Source organism: Robertmurraya sp. DFI.2.37 (assembly GCF_029211245.1).
GTDB classification, from domain to species: Bacteria; Bacillota; Bacilli; order Bacillales; family Cytobacillaceae; genus Robertmurraya; species Robertmurraya methanolica_A.
In genome coordinates this window covers 40,396-63,023 of sequence record NZ_JARGEJ010000007.1, presented here as the reverse complement: position 1 = coordinate 63,023, position 22,628 = coordinate 40,396, and the positions used below count along the sequence as shown (strand labels likewise).

Annotated in this window: 25 protein-coding genes; 3 read left to right on the top strand and 22 right to left on the bottom strand. The window is 37.9% G+C overall.

Annotated elements, in window-relative coordinates; genetic code table 11:
• Window positions 1-37: 37 nt before the first annotated feature.
• The 7 genes from PZE06_RS05905 to PZE06_RS05875 form a co-directional block, all read right to left on the bottom strand.
• Window positions 38-751 carry a hypothetical protein gene (locus PZE06_RS05905; protein WP_150914767.1) on the bottom strand — a complete coding sequence of 238 codons (714 nt, stop codon included), beginning with the start codon at window positions 749-751 and terminating at the stop codon, window positions 38-40.
• 38 nt (window positions 752-789) lie between these two features.
• Entirely contained in the window at window positions 790-990 is a 201-nt protein-coding gene (locus tag PZE06_RS05900) for a DUF2768 domain-containing protein (protein ID WP_150914768.1), read from the bottom strand.
• A gap of 398 nt (window positions 991-1,388) precedes the next feature.
• On the bottom strand, window positions 1,389-2,438 hold the full coding sequence (locus tag PZE06_RS05895) for an NAD(P)H-dependent glycerol-3-phosphate dehydrogenase (RefSeq protein ID WP_150914769.1): 1,050 nt from the start codon (window positions 2,436-2,438) through the stop codon (window positions 1,389-1,391).
• 155 nt (window positions 2,439-2,593) lie between these two features.
• Window positions 2,594-3,904 carry a ribosome biogenesis GTPase Der gene (gene der / locus PZE06_RS05890; RefSeq protein ID WP_095306597.1) on the bottom strand — a complete coding sequence of 437 codons (1,311 nt, stop codon included), beginning with the start codon at window positions 3,902-3,904 and terminating at the stop codon, window positions 2,594-2,596.
• 237 nt (window positions 3,905-4,141) lie between these two features.
• Window positions 4,142-4,327: a capping complex subunit for YIEGIA gene (locus PZE06_RS05885; protein WP_150914770.1), complete on the bottom strand. Its 186-nt coding sequence runs from the start codon at window positions 4,325-4,327 to the stop codon at window positions 4,142-4,144.
• A 3-nt stretch (window positions 4,328-4,330) separates the two neighbouring features.
• Entirely contained in the window at window positions 4,331-5,218 is an 888-nt protein-coding gene (locus PZE06_RS05880) for a YIEGIA family protein (protein WP_150914771.1), read from the bottom strand.
• Complete coding sequence (locus PZE06_RS05875; RefSeq protein ID WP_150914772.1) at window positions 5,215-5,820, bottom strand: YphA family membrane protein; 606 nt, start codon at window positions 5,818-5,820, stop codon at window positions 5,215-5,217. The genes PZE06_RS05880 and PZE06_RS05875 overlap by 4 nt, the downstream gene beginning before the upstream one ends.
• A gap of 136 nt (window positions 5,821-5,956) precedes the next feature.
• On the opposite strand from PZE06_RS05875, the gene PZE06_RS05870 reads away from it, so the two are divergent.
• Window positions 5,957-6,094 carry a YpzI family protein gene (locus PZE06_RS05870; protein WP_150914773.1) on the top strand — a complete coding sequence of 46 codons (138 nt, stop codon included), beginning with the start codon at window positions 5,957-5,959 and terminating at the stop codon, window positions 6,092-6,094.
• Window positions 6,095-6,517: 423 nt separating this feature from the next.
• Window positions 6,518-6,676: a hypothetical protein gene (locus PZE06_RS05865; protein ID WP_191963165.1), complete on the top strand. Its 159-nt coding sequence runs from the start codon at window positions 6,518-6,520 to the stop codon at window positions 6,674-6,676.
• 118 nt (window positions 6,677-6,794) lie between these two features.
• On the opposite strand, the gene fni is transcribed toward PZE06_RS05865, so the two are convergent.
• From fni to prsW, 9 genes are all read right to left on the bottom strand, one after another.
• Window positions 6,795-7,847, bottom strand: a complete 1,053-nt coding sequence (fni, locus tag PZE06_RS05860; protein WP_150914774.1) for a type 2 isopentenyl-diphosphate Delta-isomerase — start codon at window positions 7,845-7,847, stop codon at window positions 6,795-6,797.
• An 82-nt stretch (window positions 7,848-7,929) separates the two neighbouring features.
• Window positions 7,930-9,066: a 30S ribosomal protein S1 gene (gene rpsA / locus PZE06_RS05855; protein ID WP_150914775.1), complete on the bottom strand. Its 1,137-nt coding sequence runs from the start codon at window positions 9,064-9,066 to the stop codon at window positions 7,930-7,932.
• 196 nt (window positions 9,067-9,262) lie between these two features.
• Window positions 9,263-9,853 (bottom strand): lysophospholipid acyltransferase family protein, encoded by a 591-nt coding sequence (locus PZE06_RS05850; protein ID WP_150914776.1) that lies wholly within the window; start codon window positions 9,851-9,853, stop codon window positions 9,263-9,265.
• A 1-nt stretch (window position 9,854) separates the two neighbouring features.
• Window positions 9,855-10,529, bottom strand: a complete 675-nt coding sequence (gene cmk, locus PZE06_RS05845; RefSeq protein WP_150914836.1) for a (d)CMP kinase — start codon at window positions 10,527-10,529, stop codon at window positions 9,855-9,857.
• Between the two features lie 207 nt (window positions 10,530-10,736).
• Window positions 10,737-10,919: a DUF5359 family protein gene (locus PZE06_RS05840; RefSeq protein ID WP_150914777.1), complete on the bottom strand. Its 183-nt coding sequence runs from the start codon at window positions 10,917-10,919 to the stop codon at window positions 10,737-10,739.
• 80 nt (window positions 10,920-10,999) lie between these two features.
• Window positions 11,000-11,659 carry a flagellar brake protein gene (locus tag PZE06_RS05835; protein ID WP_150914778.1) on the bottom strand — a complete coding sequence of 220 codons (660 nt, stop codon included), beginning with the start codon at window positions 11,657-11,659 and terminating at the stop codon, window positions 11,000-11,002.
• 205 nt (window positions 11,660-11,864) lie between these two features.
• Window positions 11,865-13,214, bottom strand: a complete 1,350-nt coding sequence (gene ypeB / locus PZE06_RS05830) for a germination protein YpeB (RefSeq protein WP_150914779.1) — start codon at window positions 13,212-13,214, stop codon at window positions 11,865-11,867.
• A gap of 15 nt (window positions 13,215-13,229) precedes the next feature.
• On the bottom strand, window positions 13,230-14,240 hold the full coding sequence (gene sleB / locus PZE06_RS05825) for a spore cortex-lytic enzyme (protein ID WP_150914780.1): 1,011 nt from the start codon (window positions 14,238-14,240) through the stop codon (window positions 13,230-13,232).
• Between the two features lie 635 nt (window positions 14,241-14,875).
• Window positions 14,876-15,556: a glutamic-type intramembrane protease PrsW gene (prsW, locus tag PZE06_RS05820; RefSeq protein WP_150914781.1), complete on the bottom strand. Its 681-nt coding sequence runs from the start codon at window positions 15,554-15,556 to the stop codon at window positions 14,876-14,878.
• Between the two features lie 278 nt (window positions 15,557-15,834).
• Between prsW and PZE06_RS05815 the strand changes: the two genes are divergently transcribed.
• Window positions 15,835-16,809 carry an asparaginase gene (locus PZE06_RS05815; RefSeq protein WP_191963164.1) on the top strand — a complete coding sequence of 325 codons (975 nt, stop codon included), beginning with the start codon at window positions 15,835-15,837 and terminating at the stop codon, window positions 16,807-16,809.
• A 125-nt stretch (window positions 16,810-16,934) separates the two neighbouring features.
• On the opposite strand, the gene PZE06_RS05810 is transcribed toward PZE06_RS05815, so the two are convergent.
• The 6 genes from PZE06_RS05810 to PZE06_RS05785 all read right to left on the bottom strand — a co-directional run bounded on the left by PZE06_RS05810 (window position 16,935) and on the right by PZE06_RS05785 (window position 22,592).
• Window positions 16,935-17,324 (bottom strand): VOC family protein, encoded by a 390-nt coding sequence (locus PZE06_RS05810; RefSeq protein ID WP_150914782.1) that lies wholly within the window; start codon window positions 17,322-17,324, stop codon window positions 16,935-16,937.
• A gap of 170 nt (window positions 17,325-17,494) precedes the next feature.
• Window positions 17,495-18,457: a YpdA family putative bacillithiol disulfide reductase gene (locus tag PZE06_RS05805; protein ID WP_150914783.1), complete on the bottom strand. Its 963-nt coding sequence runs from the start codon at window positions 18,455-18,457 to the stop codon at window positions 17,495-17,497.
• 269 nt (window positions 18,458-18,726) lie between these two features.
• Window positions 18,727-20,004 (bottom strand): Glu/Leu/Phe/Val family dehydrogenase, encoded by a 1,278-nt coding sequence (locus tag PZE06_RS05800; protein ID WP_150914784.1) that lies wholly within the window; start codon window positions 20,002-20,004, stop codon window positions 18,727-18,729.
• Between the two features lie 374 nt (window positions 20,005-20,378).
• Window positions 20,379-20,960, bottom strand: a complete 582-nt coding sequence (locus PZE06_RS05795; RefSeq protein WP_150914785.1) for a genetic competence negative regulator — start codon at window positions 20,958-20,960, stop codon at window positions 20,379-20,381.
• 67 nt (window positions 20,961-21,027) lie between these two features.
• Complete coding sequence (locus PZE06_RS05790; protein ID WP_150914786.1) at window positions 21,028-21,822, bottom strand: metallophosphoesterase; 795 nt, start codon at window positions 21,820-21,822, stop codon at window positions 21,028-21,030.
• A gap of 137 nt (window positions 21,823-21,959) precedes the next feature.
• Window positions 21,960-22,592, bottom strand: a complete 633-nt coding sequence (locus PZE06_RS05785; protein WP_150914787.1) for a CBS domain-containing protein — start codon at window positions 22,590-22,592, stop codon at window positions 21,960-21,962.
• Between the last annotated feature and the right edge of the window lie 36 nt (window positions 22,593-22,628).

Here is a 22,628-nt window from a genome sequence, read left to right as displayed (position 1 = left end):
AAGGGTTATGACTGCAAATTTAGAATAGAAAACATGATTAAGAAGGCATAAAAATGATTTCATTTGTTTCTGCATCAATTGTATACGGCAATGAGTAAGCAGGAACAAATAATGAATCCTCATGGAGTACAGTTCTAATATCCACACCTGGTTGCAAAGGTTTTGAACCATCTTGCAAAATTTGATATAAATCTTTGCGATAATCTACAAATACTTCCGCATTTCCATTTATCACTAATGGAAGTTCTTGACTAGTATATGGGCTAATCACGACTGGTTCTTCCTTGAAACCAAGTTGTTCATAGTCCAATGAGAAGACGCCATCAGCGATCCTCTCTTTGTAAGGTGGATAATCTTGCATTGAAATTCTTAAATTTATATCTCTAATGGTTTCTGCAACCCGCAAATCGAATATTTTCACAGTTGGGTTTGTTTCCACATCAATTAAAACATATTGAAAAACCCCGCCAGATTCAAACGCATTTCCTGGTGGCTCCGCCATATATTGAGGCACAAGCTGTTTAAAATCTAGCAAATATTTTTGATAAATTGGGGTATCGTTTTCTTTCGTTTTGATTGGGAGAATTCCACCCTTGTCCTCTTGAAATTTTTCAACTGCGGATTGAACAGCTGTAACTTGATCTTGATATGGAGTCTGATTTTGAGCTAACTTGTCCTGTGGGTAAGCACAGCCCGTTAAAATAGCGGATGTGATCAGGCAAATGGACAAAAAAAGTATTCCTTTATTCATAAGTATCAATCCTTCTATTCTATGTATTGATAAATAGTTTATGTCGTCGGGCCACTTAAAACTACGAAAAAAATAATAATCCCGCTAAAGATCATTAAAACGTACGCAATGAGAGCAGTAATAAACTTTATAACACTATTTTTTAATTTATAACGGCTAAAATAAATCATAATGATCGAAATAAACATGAATCCCATTGCAGAGATCGAGATCCACATTTTTAACATTGCTGGTGACATATCATCAACTCCTTCGAGAGACTTAGAGATTCAACTAAAATATCGTTCTAATAAGGACATGGAAGGAAGCAAAGATAAGGATTCCACTGTCATTTTCCGAATTATTATAACATAAGCCATAACAGTTAAGTAAATCATTTGTCCTATGAATGATATAGCATTATATCTTTACTTACCAAAGATTCCCTACAAATAAAAAATACAAAAAAAGACTAAAGTAAAGTAGGGGGCTGCTCTTTACTTTAGCCTAAAATGACTAAATACACCATACACCCTGTTCATTTCACCAGTTTGCTTCGCTCCCATTGTATGCATCGCCAAGATAAATCGCATCCTCGAAAGCCTATATTTTGAAAATATTATAGACATACACCACGTTTCCATTAACTGGTTACGACTTAGATCTGGTCACTCGAGAGAACGTTTGCCAAATCCTCCATTTCATGGGTTTTAACGCGTGACATTAAGGAATCCACTTCACCTTTCGGACTAGCGTCTTTAAATAGGACATTATGAAGTGCTGTCGTAATCGGCATTTTCACTTCAAATTTTGCTGCCAATTGATAGGCAGCTTTTGTTGTTCTTACCCCTTCAACAACCATTCCCATATTGTCCAAAACCTCTTGTAATTTTTGACCTTTCCCTAATAAATTTCCAGCTCTCCAGTTTCTTGAATGCACGCTTGTACATGTAACAATTAAATCACCAATACCCGTTAAACCTGAAAAGGTTAACGGACTTGCGCCCATTTTCGTACCTAATCGGGCAATCTCAGCAAGCCCTCTTGTGATCAATGCTGCTTTGGCATTATCACCATAACCAAGCCCATCAGTAATCCCAGCAGCGAGAGCAATGATATTCTTTAAGGCGCCTCCGATTTCGACACCAACAATATCCGGATTCGTATACACTCGAAAATAAGAATTAATAAATAAGTCTTGGATTCTTTCGGCTGCCCCCATATTTTTCGAGGAAACCGTTACCGTTGTAATAAACCTGCGACTAACCTCTTCAGCATGACTCGGTCCCGAAAGTACAACAACATCTTTCAGAAGCTCCGCCTTCATTTCATCCTCTATCATTTCAGAGATTGTCATCAATGTATCTGGCTCAATCCCTTTGCTTACATGGACGATTGTTAACGGACGTTCCTGAACTTCTTGAATCTGCTTAAGCACTTCTCGAATCGCTTTAGTCGGAACAGCTAAAAGAATGAGGTCAATATTTTCTAATGCTGTTTGCAGCGACGAATAGCCCACAACTTCTTGCGGAAGCGTAACTCCTGGTAAATATTTTTCATTGCTATGATTATTATTAATTTCCTCGATTTGCTGAGGATTATGTCCCCAAAGTCTAACCTCATGCCCATTATCTGCAAGGACCATTGCTAATGCCGTTCCCCAGCTCCCAGCACCGATGACGGAGATTTTTTCTCTTTTCCTTTCCACATTATCACGTCCTTAACTTAATTAGTGAACGCTGTTTTCACACATTACTTTAGACAAAGTGAAGGCTCCTAAAATTATGGGAAAAAGCGATATTGAAAAAGTTTAATGCTACTTTAAGCATTAGAAAAAATGGCCTATCTTTTTTTGCAAACTTTTTATTTACGTTCACGAGCAAAGATTTTTATCGGGGTACCTTCAAATCCAAACGCATCACGGATGCGATTTTCTAAAAAGCGTTGGTAAGAAAAATGCATTAATTCTGGATCATTGACAAAAACAACAAATGTTGGAGGACCGACAGCAACTTGTGTTGCATAGTAAATCTTCAACCTTTTCCCCTTATCTGTTGGTGTTGGATTCATAGCTACAGCATCCATTATAACATCATTTAAAACGCTTGTTTCCACTCTTCTCATATGGTTTTCACTTGCCATATCGATCATCGGAACTAAAGTATGTATGCGTTTTTTTGTTAAAGCTGATAAAAACACGATCGGAGCGTAATCCAAAAATAGAAAATGATCTCTAATTTTCTGTTCAAAGTCTTTCATTGTTTTCTCATCTTTTTCAACAGCATCCCACTTGTTAACTACGATGACCACTGCTCTTCCAGCCTCATGGGCATAACCAGCTATTTTTTTATCCTGTTCAATAATTCCTTCTTCTCCATCTAGAACAACTAGAACAACGTCTGATCTTTCAATTGCCCTTAAAGCACGCAAAACACTATATTTTTCTGTACTTTCATAGACCTTACCTTTTTTGCGCATACCAGCTGTATCAATAATGACATACTTTTGCCCATTCACTGTCACCATTGAGTCGATCGCATCACGGGTTGTGCCAGCAATATTGCTAACAATTACTCGTTCTTCTCCAAGAATGGCATTAACAAGGGAAGATTTTCCTACATTTGGGCGACCTATTAACGAGAATTTAATAGTGTCTGGATCATAATGATCTCCCTCGTCCTTCGGAAAATGCTTCGCTGCCTCATCCAATAAATCCCCTAATCCTAAGCCATGAGCACCCGAAATCGGGAATGGTTCCCCAAATCCTAAGGAGTAAAAATCATAAATTTGCTCCCTCATCTCTGGGTTATCAATTTTGTTAACAGCTAAAACAACTGGTTTTTTTGCCTTATACAAAATTTTCGCGACTTCTTCATCAGCAGCAGTCACTCCTTCTCGGCCATTGGTGAGAAAAATAATCACATCTGCTTCGTCAATTGCAATTTCAGCTTGTTGACGAATCTGATCTAAAAACGGTTCATCCCCAATGTCAATTCCACCTGTATCAATAATATTAAAATCATGAGTTAACCACTCTGCAGCACTATATATCCGATCCCTCGTTACCCCTGGAATATCTTCGACAATCGAAACCCGATCTCCTACGATTCGGTTAAAAATCGTTGATTTACCTACATTTGGACGTCCAACTATGGCTACTACTGGTTTCACCATGAACATCACCCTTTCCTTCTTATAGACTACACTTGCAATTTTTCTAAAGTGTTTACATCTTGATAAATTTTCTTTTAAAGCAGCATTTCCTTAGTAAAGAAACCCTTCCATATGAGAAGGGTCTAACCTAATTATATTAACAAAGTGAATACACCCTCGCAATGAAAAGATTGAAGTAATACAACTTTGTATGGATAAAAGTCATAAAGAATAGCATGAAAAAAGTGCTCTGACATATTAATGCTTCACAATAATATATAAATCCTCTGTTAACGAATGGGCAATTCCGTCCAAGATCGCCTCAAGATTAGCAGTAATTTCATCCATCTCTTCCTTATTGTCACAATGAAATACAGCAACTCCTGACGGGGCCTTCTTTGGATTCGTTGTGATGACTGCAAGAATAAATTTTTCAAAATCCATCTGCTACATCCCCTCTTCCTTTTTCTTTCTTTCTGTCGGCATCCGGATCGCATTTTCTAATGTCGGTACTTTGCCGATGATTTCAATTGCCCTTTCAATATCCCTTTCTTGAGGCAAAACAAAAATACCAATTCTGCCATCATCTAAATCTCTTTTCGCCAAAGGAACTAGCGCGGGGGTTCCTGAGTCTCGATAAACACCTAGCGCGGTAGAAACATCATGTAAAATTGCTTGTCGTTGCCCCAAATTCGCTATTGTTGAGCGCGAATCGAAATTTTTAGGTTTCAATATAAAGCCCATTCCATAGCGCAAAACCTCTTTTCTTCTTTCGGGCAATCCAATATTCATAATATAAATATTTTCAACATATAATCCTGAGCTATCAAATCTCGGCTCCACATACTCAATTTCCACAATATCTTCAAGTTTTCCACCAGCCATTAAAATCTTCGAAAGAAAAAAAGCAATTACTCCTACAAGTAAACCGCCCCATAAATTCGTCAAAATATACCCAAGTGTTGTCAAAAGGGAAGTAAAAATCACTAAATAATTACGGCTCTCAAACGCGATAGCTATTCCTTCAATATATGTTTTTCCCCTCGGAACAAGTTCATAGCTATCCATTTCCGTTAATGTATTCCGTTCCATATTACGCACCTCTCTAAATTGAGACGCGGCAATCGTTAAAAAGGTAACTGCCGTGAAATCTTCCTCCAAAATAGATGGGACTGCAAGCGCCCCTAAACCAGCAGCAATAAAACCTAAAGCAATATGAATAATCTTCCCATGCAAATACGTTGGATACTGGCGATAATCTGTTCTCAGCATATAAACTCTTGTTAAAGTTCCAATAATAATCCCAAGTAGTATGGGGTATGTATATTCACTCATGATGGTTTTTGCTTTCCCCTTTCAAGATGTTTAATTTGATATTCAAAATAGGATGATACCTTTTTAAAGCCATTTATAATGAGCAAAAGACCGAGCGAGATTGAGATGACATCTAAATAGGCGAATGAGCCAATTAAATAGGAGGGAGTAATATGTTTTAAGATCGCTGCGTAAAGAATCTCTCCATGTATGGAACCACAAATAAGGGTGATGATGCGAAACTTCACATCATGGTGCAAAAGTAAGGTAATGTAAGTTAACAGAAAAGATAACATCATATTTCGATCAAAGATAAGCCATACTGGATCATATAGTTCATATAGATGAAAGGTTGTAAACGCCAGCATGATAATAAAGGAGGTTATAAAGAGATATAAACCTTTCCTTCCCTTTTGCTTGGCCATTATTACATACGTAGCTAAAAGCAGAAACAAGCTTGAAGCGGAAATATTAAGAGTGAACCATTTCATTGTATAAGTAGACAAAATAATGACACTTAAAATAGCAGCAGATAGTACAAGTCTTAAACGACTTTTACTCATAAAAAAAGTGGTGATAATCCAAAAAATCCAAAATAACCAAAAAAAGAAAATCCCTTCCATTCTGTTACCTCCTATCATCTCCATTATGTCTCATCGTTATGTACTTTAATCTGCACGAAATAAACTTTTACGAACCACAAAAAGCTGAATAGGATGATAAAAAATGATGGATGTTATAAGTTAGGAGGTGGCCAGCATGGGAAAAGATCGTCAACAAAAAAAGATAGCCAAAAATAAAAAAGCAGAATCTGATCGTGATCAAGCACTCCATTATCCAGGAGCCACAAAAATGTCCAGCCCACAAGAAGCAGAAAAACTAAACAATGGGAAATAGAAAAGCGGAAGCGGCTCGTTCATCTCCGTACAAACTGGAAGAACAGCGACTGAGATAAAGGAGATACGAAGAGCGGAAGCGATTCGCTATCGACTTATCGTAGGGAGGTGGGCTGAAGTTTGCTAGGAGATAGCCGCTGTAGCTGGACAAAGAAAAGCGGAAGTTCCCTGTTTAGCGCCGTATGGACTGGACGGGGCTGACTGAGATAAAGGACATACGAAGAGCGGAAGCGATTCGCTATCGACTTATCGTAGGGAGGCAACCGGAAGTCCAATAGGCGTTAGGGAACTGAAGCTGGACAGAGAAAAGCGGAAGCGGCTCGTTCATCTCCGTACAAACTGGAAGGGCCTCGACTGAGATAAAGGAAAACCGAGAAGCGAAAGCGAATCGAGTTTGACTTATCGTAGGGAGAGGATCTGAAGTTTGCTAGGAGATAGCCGCTGTAGCTGGACAAAGAAAAGCGGAAACGGCTCGTTCATCTCCGTACAAACTGGAAGAACAGCGACTGAGATAAAGGAGATACGAAGAGCGGAAGCGATTCGCTATCGACTTATCGTAGGGAGGTGGGCTGAAGTTTGCTAGGAGATAGCCGCTGTAGCTGGACAAAGAAAAGCGGAAGTTCCCTGTTTAGCACCGTATGTTCATGAAGAACAGTAAAGCTCCCAGCGCTTTTTCGCACAGGGAGCTTTACTTTTAAAGTTTATGTTCGTTGGCTGTATCCTTTTGAATCAATTCCTCTTTCAGTTAGCCAATGATGAGTTTGACCTGATATAAGCAAAGGAACATGCTGGAGCTCTGATAATGTTTTTGCTCCAAGTGCGGTCATCATAATTCGTAGCTCATTTTTCATCTCTTCAATTTCCTCAATCAGCGCTTCATATCCGTCATTAACAAGTATTTTTAAAATTTGCCCAGCAAGACCTGTTGCTGAAGCACCGAGTGAGATCGCTTTAATAATATCGAGACTATTTTGAATTCCGCCAGAACCTATTACTGAAACATTTCGACTCACTTTAGCTGCTTCGATAATAGATATGGCGGTTGGAATGCCCCAATCATTAAAAAAGGTTAAAAGTTTGCTTCTTCTTTCGTTTTCAATCTTGGCAAAATTTGTACCGCCAAAACCTCCAACATCAACAGCCGTCACTCCAACACTCTGAAGTTTTTCAACTGTTTCACGCCCCATTCCAAAACCGACTTCCTTAACGATAACCGGAACCTCAAGATTGTCTACGATAGACTCGATTCTCCTAAGGGCGCCGACAAAACTTCGATCTCCTTCAGGCATCGTTAACTCCTGAATGGTATTTAAATGAATTTGCAATGCATTCGCCTCAAGCATATCAACCGCTGCTTTTGCTTGTTCGACAGTAGCTTCACTTCCTAAATTTGCAAAAACAAGCCCGTCCCGATTCTCTTCACGTACGATTTTAAAGGTTCTCTCCTCAGAAGGATCCTTTAAGGCAGACATTTGTGAACCGACTGCGATCGGAACATTTGCCTCTCTTGCTACAATCGCTAATTTTCGATTAACTTTCCATGTCGCTTCACCGCCACCACCTGTCATTGCATTTATAAAAATTGGCGAACTTAAAGTAAGTTCGCCAATTTTAGTTCTTAATTGCACTTGCTCTATAGAACAATCAGGTAAGCTTTGGTGAATAAAAGTAATGTCATCGAAACCAGTGAGTCTGCTTTGGCCAATTTTTAAAGCATGCTGTATATGTTCTGATTTCCTTTTTGCTCTCGTCACCTATTATCACCTTTTTGAAAGTCTTTTCTATATATTTTTGCCCATTATCATATATTCATCATAACAGTGAATCAAAATGACTCTATTCTTTTATCTTTTTAAGTTGTTCACCGATCATTTCCCCTAATTGGAATCCTTTAGATTCTTCTGGAAGTTCATAATCAGAAAATTCCGGTTCCTTCTCTTCAAGCTCTTTTATACTTAAAGATAATCTTTGGATATCTTCATTTACTTCAAGAACTTTTACTTTAATTGTTTGTCCCTCTTGAAGTACTTCATGAGGAGTTCCAATATGCTTATGGGAAATTTGAGAAATATGGACTAATCCCTCTACACCTGGGAACACTTCGACGAAAGCACCGTAGGATACAAGACGTTTTACAACTCCATCAAGAACAGAGTCCTTCGGAGCTTTTTCAGCAAGATTATGCCATGGTCCTGGTAAGGTTTCCTTAATGGACAATGAAATTCTCTCATTGTCTCTATCTACATTCAATACTTTAACATTAACTTTCTGACCTTCTTGGACAACATCCGCTGGTTTTTGAACATGTTCATGCGATAACTGAGAAATATGGACTAAACCATCAATCCCCCCGATATCAACAAATGCCCCAAAATCGGTGATCCTTTGAACTGTTCCTTCCAAAACTTGCCCAGGTTGGAGTGAATCAAGAAGAGCTAATTTCTGCTTGCCTATTTCTTCCTCAACAACGGCACGGTGAGAAAGGATTAAGCGGTTTTTCTCTTGGTCCAATTCAACAATTTTAAAAGTTAATGTCTTATCCTTATATTCCGAGAAATCTTCAACAAAATGAGCTTCAACGAGAGATGCGGGAACAAATCCTCTTACACCTAAGTCCACAACGAGACCGCCTTTAACGACATCTTTAACTTCCGCCTCAAAAATCTCTCCAGATTGATATTTTTGCTCTAAAACGCTCCATGCCTTTTTAGCATCTGCTTTTCTTTTAGATAAAATTAAGGCATCTTCTTCAACTTTAGTTACTTCAAGTTCAAGCTCTTGACCAACTTCGGCAACATCGCTAGCCTTTTCAATATGCAGACTAGAAAGCTCACTAATGGGAATAATTCCATCAAGCTTGCTGTCTTCAATATTTACGATTACCTGCTTTTCTTCAACTTTGGAAACAGTACCGATGACACTATCACCGATCTCAAAATTTTTCACTTCTACTTGATTCATCTCTTCGGACATATGTACTCCTCCTTAATCCAATCGCTACTTCCTAAAAAAGAAAAATATTAATGAATTAATTCATTTTCCAAACATCACTCCAAAAGAATTATAGTTAAAAACATATAACCCTTCAGACAATTCAAATGTCATGTACAAGCAATCTGCACTTTTCTATAACTTCTTACAAATGCTTCTTTTTGTCAAGAAAGAAGAATCACACATCCCTCTTATGGGCCTCAATTAAAAGGCGAATTTCATTCATAATCACTTCTGTTGTCTCCTCAGGCGAAGCCTTTGTTTCTCTCAGTTGTCGCATATCAATAGGCTTTCCATACACAACTTTTAACTTTGAAAAAGCTTTGTAAGGACCAATGATCGCGCATGGCACAACTTCAGCATCTGTTCTTAAGGCAAAAAAACCAGCTCCCGCTAATCCTTTGCCAAGCTCTCCTGTTTTACTCCGAGTTCCCTCGGGAAAGAGACCGAGGACCTTTCCTTCTTTTAATACTTTAAGTCCTTTGCGAAGTGCTTCTCGATCACTCATGCCTCGTTTGACAGGAAATGCGTTTAAATGAGGAAGCAATTTCCCAAGAATAGGTACTGAAAATAACTCCTCTTTGGCCATAAAATGAATCGTCCGCGGAGCAACAATTCCTACTATCGGAGGGTCAAAATTATGGATATGGTTTGCACAAAGCAAAACCCCGCCTTCTTTCGGAAAATTCTCCTTGCCTATCACTTCCATCCGATAGATTGGTTTTAAAATTCCATAGACAACTGATTTTGCAAATGTATAAAAAGACATCTCATCCGATCCTTTCCATTGCCAATGTCATAATTGATTCAACGACTTCATCTATTGATTTAGACGTTGTATCAATAACAACAGCATCATCAGCTTTTTTTAAAGGAGCGACTTCCCTCTCAGAGTCAAGCTTATCCCTTGCGGCAATTTCTTCTTTTAATGTTTCTAAATCGGAAGGATAACCTTTTTCGATATTTTCAGCATGTCGCCTCTGGGCTCTTTCCTCTACACTTGCAAGTAGAAAGATTTTAACCTCGGCAGTCGGAATGACATGTGTTCCGATATCCCTACCATCCATCACCACTCCGCCCTCTGCTGCTAAGCTTTTTTGCCTTCTAACCATCTCTTCTCGAATCAATCGATGTTTAGCCACAATAGAAACTTGATTCGTCACTTCAGCGCCACGAATTTCACTGGAAACATCTCTTCCATTTACCAATACCCGCTGGCCATTCTCGGAAGGTTTTAATAATATTTCTGTTTTTTTTAACAGCTCCATTAATTGTACTTCTTCTTGGAGATCGATCCCTGCCTGTAACGCCAAAAAGGTTAATCCCCTATACATGGCACCTGTGTCTACATATATGTAACTCAATTTATTGGCCACAATTTTAGCGACTGTACTTTTTCCTGCAGCAGCAGGACCATCTATAGCAATGGAAATTCTGTTCATAATTCCTCCTAGTTGTTGCACCATATCTACTAAAATCTAGCAGATGAATATTTGGCTTCATCTTCAAAGCAAAAACTTCATTTGCTGACTCTATTTTAACATATGAATCCAAAATGACATTAGAAAAAAGACAGCTATTTTTATTTTTTCATCTCCGCATAGGATTTATGTTTAAAGTTGATCGATCAAAAAATGAAGCAGTCCCCTGCTTCATTTCATTCCATTAAAAGTCTCCAGCAAATCAGAAAAATTTGTGTCTGTTACACCCTCATACTGCGTAATTTCTTTTAATTCAGGTAATACATTCCATTTATGTAAAAAAATTTGCGTTAATAACAAAAATAAAAATTGTACAATAATTATTTTGATCATAATTCTTTCTATCGTTTTCATCTTAACGCCCCCAATGCAAATTTAACCTATTTGCATTATGGGATAATTAGAAGAAACTTATTCAATTTTCAATATTATCTTTATTCTAGCAGTCCTTTTTTCTTCATGGCAACTTGACGATCAAAACAAAAACGCAACAAAATCTGCCGTTGATGTGAATCTACACCATTAAACTCAAGGGAAACCTTATTCCTTTTTCCATCGAGCGGAATAACCCGCACCACTTTAGCTTGAAAACAGAAATAATGATACTCACCATTCTGCATCGGAAAAACCATCCATGCCTGAACCATCAATCCGTTATATAAATTTAATTCACTTGGAACGATGATTGCCGCTCCACCCGCACTTATATCATCTGTAACAGTTACAAATGGTTTTAATTCACCTTCTAAAGGATGAATTGCCACATCGACAGAAGTTTCAATACGAACATATTGACGTCGCTGAACCTTCATAAGAAGTTCATCTCCTGGATAGGAGAGAATCATCATTGGAATGTTTTGTTTAATTCTTCCAATCACTTCTGTTTCAAACGAATACACGGTACCATCCTTCATTACGAAAGAACATTTAAGTTGAGTGCCATCAATAAAAAAAGCTGTTCTACTTGTCATTATGTTTATCGGATAATCAATATAAAGATGTGTTCCTTTTCTTTCTGCTAACTTGCATTTATACTTTTCCACTTTATCCCTATTCTTCAATTCCAATGTAAGTGGGTCGCCGATTTTTAACATCTCATCACACTTTCCATAAGTCATTATTCTTTTGATCAATTCATAAGCACGATCAAACTATATGCGAAAATTGACCTATTATTTTTCATTATGACACGGCGGAATATAAGTGTGCAAGCTAAAATGGCGACAAAGTACCTATCTACAAAGGACTACCCCAGAAAAGCTGAAGTAGTCCTTGTATTGATACAAAAATTTAATGTAATTAAACAACATCTTCATAAATAGGTTCTGCATTCTGTAACTTTTCCACTTTTTCCTCTACACCACTATTAGCATTAATAAAAATGCGATAAGTATCGTCTCCAAGAGTTCCTAAAAATTCATAACAGAGAACTTCTTCATTTAAATCATTAATGATGATTGCTAAGTTCTCTTCCATTACCTCGACATTTGGATTAATTTCTTTTCTTACTTCATCCGCAGTCATCGTCGGTTTGGCAATTTCTCTCGTATGATGCGCTTTCAAATAATCATCTGCAGAAAAACCAATGATATTGCCATCATCTAATGCAACTTTTACATGAATGGCATCAGGATAAACACGAACATCATTTTCATTTGTTACAAAGGTGAAAACCCCAACATTATCAAACTGACTGCTTTCAAATAAATCTAGATTTTCAAAGTTATTATCTTTTAAAAATTTGATCGCTTTATTACTGGCATCGTTCAAACTGATCTTTTGTTCTTCTACATCCCTTGAGACGATAAACCAGATTGGATAGCCACCTTTTTTAGTAATGTCCATATCCGCTTCCAACTTTGATTTTTTATCCATTACGGAAACACTGTAGAAACCAACATCGGCACCTTTTCCGTTATCTGTGACTTGTACCTTTACATGGTCTCCGAATCCTGTATATCTTTTCGCTGCTTTTTCCGCCTCTTGTTTCGTTATTTCATCGCCCTCTAAATATTGATAAAGATTGTCCTTCTTTTTCAAGCTAACAAAAGTTGGACCAAAATCCGTTTCTCCATAGCTTTCTACTGTTTTTTCAACCGTTTTAAAACCATCTATAATCGTATTGTCTAACGGCTGTTCTTCGGAAGCAAGAGCAAGTTCTACGTCCATCCATCTTAAATTATTATTTAATACCGTATGCTGAACCTCCCTTAGTTCTTTCTGTATATCGGCAGACTGTGCATACAAGTCCTTAAGGGTATTATATTCTTTATCTGATAACGGTTCTTTTTCCAAATCTCTAATTGCCGTGCGATAGCTGAAATCCCCAATTTGGGCTAAAAACTCCTCCGTTTTGTTAAAAGGGAGTAATGTGAGAGGAAGCTGCCCTACATCACTATGTGCCTGTGCAGTAATTTTCCAAACATCGGCAAGTGCAGGAGATAGAGATTTACGCGAGTTCATTGCCAATGTCGTACCAATTTTATCGTTTAGTAGGTCGATTTGGTATGTTAAATCATGAAAAGCCCTTTGGTAGTTATTTTCTGCATTAATCAGAATGGCATTCTTTTCCCGATGCTCTTGATAACCCCAAAATGCTGTTCCAGCGACGCCTAGAGCTAATACTCCGATAAGAATTCCTCTAATCATCTTTATCTCACCCCTCTATTTACAGAATATATGCTTTCCGATCCGTTTAATTTGCGGCCTTGTCCATATCCAGCCACTTGTTGCCGTATCTGGGTTGAAATAGTAAATGGCATCACCGGTAGGATCCCAGCCATTAATTGCATCTAGCACCGCTTTTCTCGCTTGTTCATTAGGAGTCAACCAAATTTGTCCATCAGCAACCGCCGTAAATGCACGAGGTTCAAAAATAACACCTGAGACAGTATTAGGAAAAGTGGCACTTTCAACGCGATTTAAAATTACAGCAGCAACTGCAACTTGACCAACATAAGGCTCTCCTCGTGCTTCACCGTAAACGGCATTAGCCATAAGCTGAATGTCATTTTGTGAAAAACCGTTTGGTACATTCGCAGCTGTAGGCTGTTGAGGCTGCTCATTTTCTTGTGGAGCCTCATTATTCTGCCCTTGATTTTGTTGTGGCGGTGTCTCTTGCCCCGTATTTTGCGCTGGTGTTTGCTGACCAGTGTTTTGTTGCTGGGGTGGAGCCTTCTGTTCGGTCTTTTGCTGCGCCGGTGCTTTTGGCGCTGACTTTTGAGCAGGTGCCTTTTGTCCTTCTTTTCCTTTAGCACCGCCTCCTGATTTTTCAGGCCCTTTTTGTTTGTTTAAGTCCATACCACCATAATGCGTGAATTTATTTCCTTTGTTAATTTGTTCCTTCACATGTTGTTCATGATATTGCGATGCCCTAACTAACATATCTTTTGTTTTCTGACCTGCTAATCCATCAATTGGCAGGCCAAATTCATATTGAAAATTTCGAAGCGCCCAATAAGTACTCCAGCCAAAAACTCCGTCAATTTTCTTGTTATAAAAGCCTAAATACTGGAGTCGCGACTGTAATTCAATAACATCATCTCCTACTGCTCCGTGCTGGATAACTTGAGCGGAGAAAGCTTCTACAGTCTTTTCACTGGTACTTAATGGAACACAAATTATACAAATTGAAATAATAAGAAAGACTTTTGATAATAAAAGCTTCTTGTTCATGAATGCACCCCCAATTGAATTTGATTCCTAGATGAACTTTGTTTCTTTATCTTGTGTTAAAAGGCAATGTACTCCACTTGAGCCTATTTTTTGTATTAAGTGGGTTTTTATTCAAAAATCAACTCGCTTTCTTAAAATGAACACCCGAAATTCCAAAAGAAAGAGAGTGAAAGCTAGGCTGCTTATATGGTAAGATACACTCTTTAAAAGAATGCTCAAATAAATAACCTTCCATTTAAAAAATGGAAGGTATCTTTTGTTATGATTGACTGAACGGCGGAAAAATTTGGTGCTTTCGGCTCCAACCCCTCGCGCTTTTCAGGGGTCTGGCATATGGTTGTGTTTGACTCTTTATGGGGAATAAGGAGAGTAGCTTTTTTTAATACTGCTGTAATTTTATTATTTCTATTTCTCTAACGTTTGCTTAAATCGCTTTTCTTTTACCTCGAAAGATTACTTTTTAACGCTTATCAATTTCTTTTAATCCTTCTGTGGTGAACGGAGACTTCTCCATAAATGGAGAAAAAATCGATATTGGTTTCGAGCTTCTGCATCAAACGTCATTTAACAAATCCTTTACATAAAAAAAATGTAGACAAACCCCCGGTTTCACCCGCGTTTGTCTACAGTCATTTTTAAAATGGAAGGCCTTTATTGACTTCAATACGATGTTGTGAATTTAAGGTTCTAGCATGCTTCGCCTTTCTTAATCCTAGCCACCATAAAAAAATCATGAATGGGAACATGTAGATCACCCAATTTTCCAAAGATAAGAGGATAAAATCATAAATCCCATGTAAGAGAAATGGAAGCAGTAGCGAGAGGATAAACCATTTTACTTTCGATGCTTGATTAAATTTTGCCTTGCCTAAATAATACCCCATAATAACGCCAAAAAGGGCATGACTTGATACCGGCAATAACGCCCTTCCCATAGCATATTCTAACCCATTTCCTAGCAAGTAAAAAATATTTTCAGCAGTTGCGAACCCTAAAGAAACAGCAGCTCCATATACAATTCCGTCATATGGCTCATCAAATTCTATATGTTGATAAACTGTATAGATGAGAATGAACCATTTAAAAAACTCTTCCAAAAGACTGGTTGAAAAGAAAGCGTGGATAATTTCCGACTGAACCAAATTCTCTACTTCCAGAACATATTGGATAAACATGATTGGAAACACAAGCAAGGCTCCATAAACAAACGCCCTAAAAACAAATGTAACGGGTTCCGACTCATATTCATCTTTTAAATAAAAATAGCTTAATAGCGCCAACCCAGGCGCTATCCCAGCCGATAATATCCCCAGCATGTATGTTCCTCTTTTCAACAGCTTTTTCTAAAATACTCAAATTCAAAAATATCTGAATTAATTCAACGATTAAAAATAGCGTTTTTTATATAATTCTGGAAATTCCTGCCCCCTTGTGAAAGAAACTAAGTTACGCAAGGAGTACTAAATCTTTGAAATAGCAATACTCTCAAGCCCAATATAAAAGAAATTGGACAAAACCATTGAGAAAATCCCTTCTTTAATCGTATCATGGAATAGATAGAATGAAAATGAGAAATGCAAACGGAGGCTTCATTATGAAGAAAAAGATATTAGTAATTCATACAGGTGGGACCATTTCTATGAGTGAAGATGAACAAACAGGTACCGTGAAACCTAATGAGTCAAACCCACTAACTAAAAAAACCGAGGAATTAGTGGCATTTGCTCATTTAATTATAGAAGAACCATTTAATCTTCCTTCTCCACATATTACTCCAACTGAGATGTTAAAAATTCGAAAACTAATTTCTCAGAGAAGTTTAACCGATGATATAGATGGTGTTGTTATCACCCACGGGACAGACACACTCGAGGAAACCGCATATTTCCTCGATTTAACAATTGAAAGTAAGATACCAATAGTCGTAACAGGTGCTATGCGCTCAAGCAATGAAATCGGGGCAGATGGACTATATAATTTAATCTCCTCTATAAAAGTAGCGGCAAGTGAGGAGGCGAAGGAAAAAGGGGTTCTCGTTGTTTTAAATGACGAGATTCATACAGCAGAAAATGTGACAAAAACGCATACAAGTAATATCGCCACTTTTCAAAGTCCACAATATGGACCTATTGGCATCGTGACGAAGCGAGGTGTTGTCTTCCACCATATTCCAAACCGGACAGAATGCTACCCAATTACTGACGTTTCAAAAAAGGTTGTTCTCATAAAAGCGCACGCTGGAATGGACTCAACATTGTTAGATGCCATAAATGCATTGCCCTGTGATGGAATTGTCATCGAAGCGCTCGGTCAAGGAAATCTTCCACCCGACACAATACCAGGAATAAAGGCACTAATTAAAAACAATATCCCTGTCGTCTTTGTATCACGATGTTTTAATGGGATCGCGCAAGACACGTATGCTTATGAAGGCGGAGGAAAACAATTGAAAGAAATGGGTGTCATCTTTTCAAATGGTTTAAACGGTCAAAAAGCCAGGTTAAAATTGTTAATTTTACTAGCAACTACCTCTGATCGAAATCTAATTGAACAAGCTTTCGCTATTTAAAAGCTATCATAGAACGCATGAGAAGAAATATCCATGCGTATACTGCAAATGTGGAGCGTGCAGCTCATGACACGCTCAGCATTTTCTTTTAGCCTTTACTTACTTTTCCAAAATCGTTCTAATGGTTAACGACAAGGACCTTCTTTACTTTGCCACTCCAAGAACTCTAATCTATTACCAAATGGATCGAAAACAAATATCCTATGGGCATTAGGTAAATGAATGTCTTCTTCGAACATAACATAGTTCGTTTTCAAATGTCGTTTTAGCTCCTCTATCTTCTTCACCTCGAATGCAGGATGTGCCTTTTTTGATGGAAAGAAAGGTTCTTCAATGCCAATGTGAATTTGAATCTCTCCATTAGAAAACCATACTCCACCTCTCTTTTTTAGAGCCTCCGGTTTCTCTAATTCTGTAAATCCTAATATCCCTATGAAAAAATCTCTTGCTCGCGATTCCGAACCTTTCGGTGCAGCCAATTGAATATGATCGATTGCTTTAATTAAAAATAACATGATAAATCCTCCTCACCTGAGCTCGTTCATCCTCATTTTAACGCACGATACTCCATAAGGAATATGACCATTTTTCTATAACCAACAATAAGTTTTACTTATATTAAACATTCATATACCAAGAATCCTGAGTTTAACAAAAAACTCAGGATTCTTAAATACATTATTAATTATTTTTTGCTTATCGCACTGGCAATTTGTTCTCCGTGAAAACGACCGTTTTCAATAAAAATTTCATTGGCATTATTACCTGCTGCAATGACCCCTGCAATATAAATACCAGGAACATTCGTTTCCATCGTCTCTTCGTTAAAGATTGGTCTCCCAGACTCATCATCAATCTCAACACCCATTTGTTTAAGAAAGTCGTGATCGGGGTGATAACCAGTCATGGCAAACACAAAATCGTTTTTCACCGCAACTTGCTGGCCCTCTTTTTCATAAATGACTTTATCTTCTGTGATCTCCTTGACCTGAGCATTAAATTCCATTGTCACAACTCCATGGCGAATTAAAGATTCAAACTCTGGAAGAATCCACGGCTTAATGCTTGAAGAAAATTCGGATCCTCTGTATAGAACTGTCACTCTAGCTCCTGCTTTTACAAGTTCAATGGTCGCGTCTACACTCGAATTTTTCCCACCAACAACGACAACATCTTTATCAAAATAAGGATGAGCTTCTTTAAAATAATGGAATACTTTAGGTAGGTCTTCACCAGGAACATTCATGTAATTAGGGTTATCATAATAACCTGTAGCAATCACGACATACTGACAAGAGTATAATTGTTTATCAGTAGTTACAGTAAAGAAGTCATCCTCTTCTTTTTTTACTGACTGTACTTTCTCATATGTATTTACACGCAACTCTTCTCTCTTCACAACTTCACGATAATAAACTAACGCTTGATTTCGCTTTGGCTTATAATGCTCCGTTACGAATGGATAATTTCCTACTTCAAGCTTCTCACTCGTACTAAAGAATGTTTGATGGGTTGGATAATGATAAATAGCGTTAACAATATTACCTTTCTCAATAATGAGCGGATGCAGTCCTTTCCTCTTTAAAGAGATTGCCGCAGCAATTCCACACGGGCCGCCACCAACGATGATTACTTCTTCTTTCTTCATGAAAAACACTCCTTGATTATAACTAAGGAAGGACTCACCAATTGGCAAGTCCTCGTTTTTTATTGTAATGTTTACCATTTCAAGCCACTTGTCAGCAAGCCGCTTCCGCTTTTCTTTGTCCAGTTTCAGCGGCTATCTCCTAGCAAACTTCAGCCCACCTCCCTACGATAAGTCGATAGCGAATCGCTTCCGCTCTTCGTATCTCCTTTATCTCAGTCGCTGTTCTTCCAGTTTGTACGGAGATGAACGAGTCGCTTCCGCTTTTCTTTTTAAATCCAGCCTCTGAATCTGGATGCTTCCGCCATTTTTCTTACACCGACCATATATGCTGCAAGCCTCATATCTACTCTACGAGTCTGAGCTGTGCTATAGATATTTTCAAAAGCTTTTACCATAACGGCTCTTAATTTGTCTTCTACTTCCTCTTCTGTCCAATAATAACCTTGATTATTTTGCACCCATTCAAAGTAAGAAACCGTCACTCCGCCCGCAGATGCCAAAACATCTGGTACAAGAAGGATTCCTCTATCAGTTAGGATTTGTGTTGCTTCTAATGTTGTCGGGCCGTTAGCAGCCTCAACAACTATTTTCGCTCGAATATTATGAGCATTATCTTCAGTTATTTGATTCTCAATTGCCGCAGGTACTAAAATATCACAATCCAACTCCAATAATTCCTTATTTGAGATTGTATTATTAAATAATTTAGTTACCGTTCCAAAACTGTCACGACGATCAAGTAAATAATCAATGTCTAAGCCATCTGGGTCATATAAACCACCGTATGCATCTGATATCCCGACGACCTTTGCACCAGCATCATGCATGAACTTTGATAAGAAGCTTCCCGCATTCCCAAATCCTTGGACAACAACACGAGCACCCTTTAATTCAATTCCCTTTTTCTTAGCCGCCTCTTCAATGCAAATGGTTACACCCTTTGCTGTTGCCGACTCTCGACCATGAGATCCACCTAAAACAAGCGGTTTTCCTGTAATAAATCCCGGAGAATTAAATTCATCAATACGGCTATATTCATCCATCATCCATGCCATAATTTGTGAATTGGTGAAGACATCTGGTGCCGGGATATCCTTTGTAGGACCAACAATTTGGCTGATTGCTCGCACATAACCACGACTTAAGCGCTCAAGTTCTCTAAATGACATATCCCGTGGATCACAAACGATTCCACCCTTTCCCCCACCGTATGGCAAATCAACAATTCCACATTTTAAACTCATCCAAATGGAAAGTGCCTTTACTTCCTTTTCCGTCACATTCGGATGAAAACGAATTCCACCTTTTGTAGGACCAACAGCATCGTTATGCTGGGCCCGGTAGCCAGTAAAGACTTTTACAGATCCATCATCCATTCTTACTGGAATTTTGACCGTCATCAATCTTAAAGGTTCTTTCAAGAGCTCGTAGACTTCTTCAGGGTATCCAAGTCTTTCAAGAGCATTGTGTATGACAGTTTGAGTAGACTTTAAGACATCAAGCTTGTCTTCATGATTTATATTTTCAGTACCTTTCTCGGCTACCATCTAAAATAAACCTCCTAAAATCGCTTTCAATAATTGTCCTCTTTCAGTCACAAGTATACACCTTTGGATAATTAATGCAAGATGAATGAGAGCCTTTTTTACACACATTTAATAAAAATTGTAACCGCTATCATTTTAATGTTATAATGATGAGTCCACTTCATAAATGCGTACTTCTAGTTCATATAAGAGCAATCTGTGACTTGTACAAAATTAAACAATCATCAATAATTAGTAACGATATTGTTTGTTTTTTCAATCGCTCGCATCGCATCATCATTTTTAAGATAAAAAAGGCCGTTTCACCTTTTCCGAAGAAGACAGAAAAAGACTCCAATAAGAGTAATACTCTTATATCGAAGCCTTTATTCCTTTTATTTCGTTACAAAGTGTTCAATCACCGTCTCGATTGCATTGCCGCTCATGACATTTTGGCCATATTCTTCTAACCAATGAATACTTCTTAACGAAATATCACCAAATTCCGATAAGACAGCGATCATGCTATCTGACTGACGAAGCGCATCCTCTTTGAACGATAAAAAATATTTTTGTTCGAAACTGTACAAGCTTCCACCACGAACATTTAAATTCTGTAATTGTCGCGATAGCTGGATTACATCCTCAAAATCGTTAAACTCAAAAAGTATCTCATCAGTATTATTAGCCATAACAGCCATATCTATAAACCCATCATGTAGGGATTGATCTTCCTCTTCTTCCATCGTAACGATCATAATCATCCCCTGAGCATGCATAGAAAAAATCTCAACTGCAACAGAGCCTTCAATTTTAACACCAAACTCATCACTCGCCTCTTCAAGCATATCGTGAAAAAGCTGATGCCATTTTAAGGAATCCTTCCAAATATCCTCTTTTGTAAGGCCTCGTTCCATTAAATCGTCTGACGTAAGGAAGATCTTAATTTTATTATAATTCAACCGCTCTATGCGCATATTTTTTGCCCCCTACTGTGACAACTCTTAATGTAGTTTATGTAAATAAATAGGGATGGTGAGTCGTCTAATTAGGGTTTTTGCTATTCTTCCATTCCTTTTTTAACGTAATGACATGAGTCTCGGGGCTGGCACCTAAGCGCAGCGGCAATGAAGTTGTACCGTAACCATTGCTCACGAGGATTGCTGTCTCCTCGGTTCTCCTTAACTTCCCTATTTCATAAGGACCGATGCCAAAAATTCTAATCTGACCTCCATGTGTATGCCCACTTAACACAAGCGCGATTTGATCTTCACGCTTGATTTGTTTTTGAATCTTCGGATCATGACTTACCAAAACTTTAAACCCTTCTGGACCAGCGTCTTGTAAAGCCAAATCTAAACGAGCTCTTTTTCTTGAAATATCATCAATCCCTAATAAAACAAAACGAGCCCCTTCTTCGGATTCGAAGGAGACTGCCGTGTTATCGAGGATTTTTACTCCATACTTTAAAAGGACAGCATCCAGTAGCCGTGGATTAATTTCATAATCATTATTCCCCCACACAAAATAGGTTGGTCCTATTTCCGTCAGCAATTTAATATTTTGTTCAACACGCTCAATTGGCACCCTTTTTTCTAAAAGGTCCCCACCTATAATCACTAGGTCTACTTTTCCTTTCACTTCCGTAACAATATCCTCTGATATCAATCGCTTATGGATATCAGAAATAAAAAACAGCTTTATTTCACCAAAGCTATCCGGAAAGTTTGCAAATGAAATTTCTTGATAAAGGACTTGATCAGAATGGGCCAACTTATACATATAAATAATAAGCCCGATGGCTAAAGACAAGATGATGAAAACAAATATGAAAACCATAGTTCCTCCCGATTACGCTTTTCTTCTAAAATCTAATGGAATCATACCATAAAGTTATTAAAAATAGAAAAAATCCCCTCATAACAATCTATGAGAGGGGTCCATTTTTCTTGCTTATCAAAACTGGTGACAACTATTTAATCTTCATAAATATCAAGAATTCGGAATCCAGAATCCTCAAGTTTTTTTACGAATTTATCAACATTATCCTTTTTCTCAATTTTCATCACAATTCTACGCACAAGCTTATCCGTCTCATCGAATGTAACAAGTGAAATGATATGCTCATGAAATTGATGAGCAATATCAGCAAGACGAGCAAGACGCCCTTCCGTTTCAATCGAGGTGAAAGCAATTCTCACCCCTGATTTTCTGACACCAAAAGCGGATTGAAATTGCTCTAATACATCAAATCTTGTCACAATTCCCAAGTATTCATTTTTGTCATTAACAACTGCAAGCAATGGAAAATCTTTTAACTCAAGCAGAGTTTTCTCAAAAATTTCTTGCCCTTTTAAATATTTATCTCTATATGTTGCGATATCACCACAGCTCTTTTTTTCTAAAAATTCTTCCCTTGACTGGTTAGAGGTAAAAAAATTCTCATAGAGATTATGCCTTGTCACAATGCCGGCATATTGATGACCTTGTAATACCGGCAGACCATCTATTTTGTGCTCCTCTAATTTGTCCAAGGCAGCTCTTAATGGTTCATCAGCCTGAACGGTAAATGTTTGATGCTTTGGAATCATGATATTCTTTACAAACATTTTTTCACCTCCGATTTAATATGTACACTATTAATA

What these genes read in the sequence shown, in the direction of transcription:
- PZE06_RS05905 (WP_150914767.1), bottom strand. Translation starts at nt 751, where the DNA reads ATGAATAAAGGAATACTTTTTTTGTCCATTTGCCTGATCACATCCGCT.
- PZE06_RS05900 (WP_150914768.1), bottom strand. Translation starts at nt 990, where the DNA reads ATGTCACCAGCAATGTTAAAAATGTGGATCTCGATCTCTGCAATGGGA.
- der (WP_095306597.1), bottom strand. Translation starts at nt 3,904, where the DNA reads ATGGTGAAACCAGTAGTAGCCATAGTTGGACGTCCAAATGTAGGTAAA.
- PZE06_RS05885 (WP_150914770.1), bottom strand. Translation starts at nt 4,327, where the DNA reads ATGGATTTTGAAAAATTTATTCTTGCAGTCATCACAACGAATCCAAAG.
- PZE06_RS05880 (WP_150914771.1), bottom strand. Translation starts at nt 5,218, where the DNA reads ATGAGTGAATATACATACCCCATACTACTTGGGATTATTATTGGAACT.
- PZE06_RS05875 (WP_150914772.1), bottom strand. Translation starts at nt 5,820, where the DNA reads ATGGAAGGGATTTTCTTTTTTTGGTTATTTTGGATTTTTTGGATTATC.
- PZE06_RS05870 (WP_150914773.1), top strand. Translation starts at nt 5,957, where the DNA reads ATGGGAAAAGATCGTCAACAAAAAAAGATAGCCAAAAATAAAAAAGCA.
- rpsA (WP_150914775.1), bottom strand. Translation starts at nt 9,066, where the DNA reads ATGTCCGAAGAGATGAATCAAGTAGAAGTGAAAAATTTTGAGATCGGT.
- PZE06_RS05850 (WP_150914776.1), bottom strand. Translation starts at nt 9,853, where the DNA reads ATGTCTTTTTATACATTTGCAAAATCAGTTGTCTATGGAATTTTAAAA.
- PZE06_RS05840 (WP_150914777.1), bottom strand. Translation starts at nt 10,919, where the DNA reads ATGAAAACGATAGAAAGAATTATGATCAAAATAATTATTGTACAATTT.
- PZE06_RS05835 (WP_150914778.1), bottom strand. Translation starts at nt 11,659, where the DNA reads ATGTTAAAAATCGGCGACCCACTTACATTGGAATTGAAGAATAGGGAT.
- ypeB (WP_150914779.1), bottom strand. Translation starts at nt 13,214, where the DNA reads ATGATTAGAGGAATTCTTATCGGAGTATTAGCTCTAGGCGTCGCTGGA.
- sleB (WP_150914780.1), bottom strand. Translation starts at nt 14,240, where the DNA reads ATGAACAAGAAGCTTTTATTATCAAAAGTCTTTCTTATTATTTCAATT.
- prsW (WP_150914781.1), bottom strand. Translation starts at nt 15,556, where the DNA reads ATGCTGGGGATATTATCGGCTGGGATAGCGCCTGGGTTGGCGCTATTA.
- PZE06_RS05815 (WP_191963164.1), top strand. Translation starts at nt 15,835, where the DNA reads ATGAAGAAAAAGATATTAGTAATTCATACAGGTGGGACCATTTCTATG.
- PZE06_RS05810 (WP_150914782.1), bottom strand. Translation starts at nt 17,324, where the DNA reads ATGTTATTTTTAATTAAAGCAATCGATCATATTCAATTGGCTGCACCG.
- PZE06_RS05805 (WP_150914783.1), bottom strand. Translation starts at nt 18,457, where the DNA reads ATGAAGAAAGAAGAAGTAATCATCGTTGGTGGCGGCCCGTGTGGAATT.
- PZE06_RS05800 (WP_150914784.1), bottom strand. Translation starts at nt 20,004, where the DNA reads ATGGTAGCCGAGAAAGGTACTGAAAATATAAATCATGAAGACAAGCTT.
- PZE06_RS05795 (WP_150914785.1), bottom strand. Translation starts at nt 20,960, where the DNA reads ATGCGCATAGAGCGGTTGAATTATAATAAAATTAAGATCTTCCTTACG.
- PZE06_RS05790 (WP_150914786.1), bottom strand. Translation starts at nt 21,822, where the DNA reads ATGGTTTTCATATTTGTTTTCATCATCTTGTCTTTAGCCATCGGGCTT.
- PZE06_RS05785 (WP_150914787.1), bottom strand. Translation starts at nt 22,592, where the DNA reads ATGTTTGTAAAGAATATCATGATTCCAAAGCATCAAACATTTACCGTT.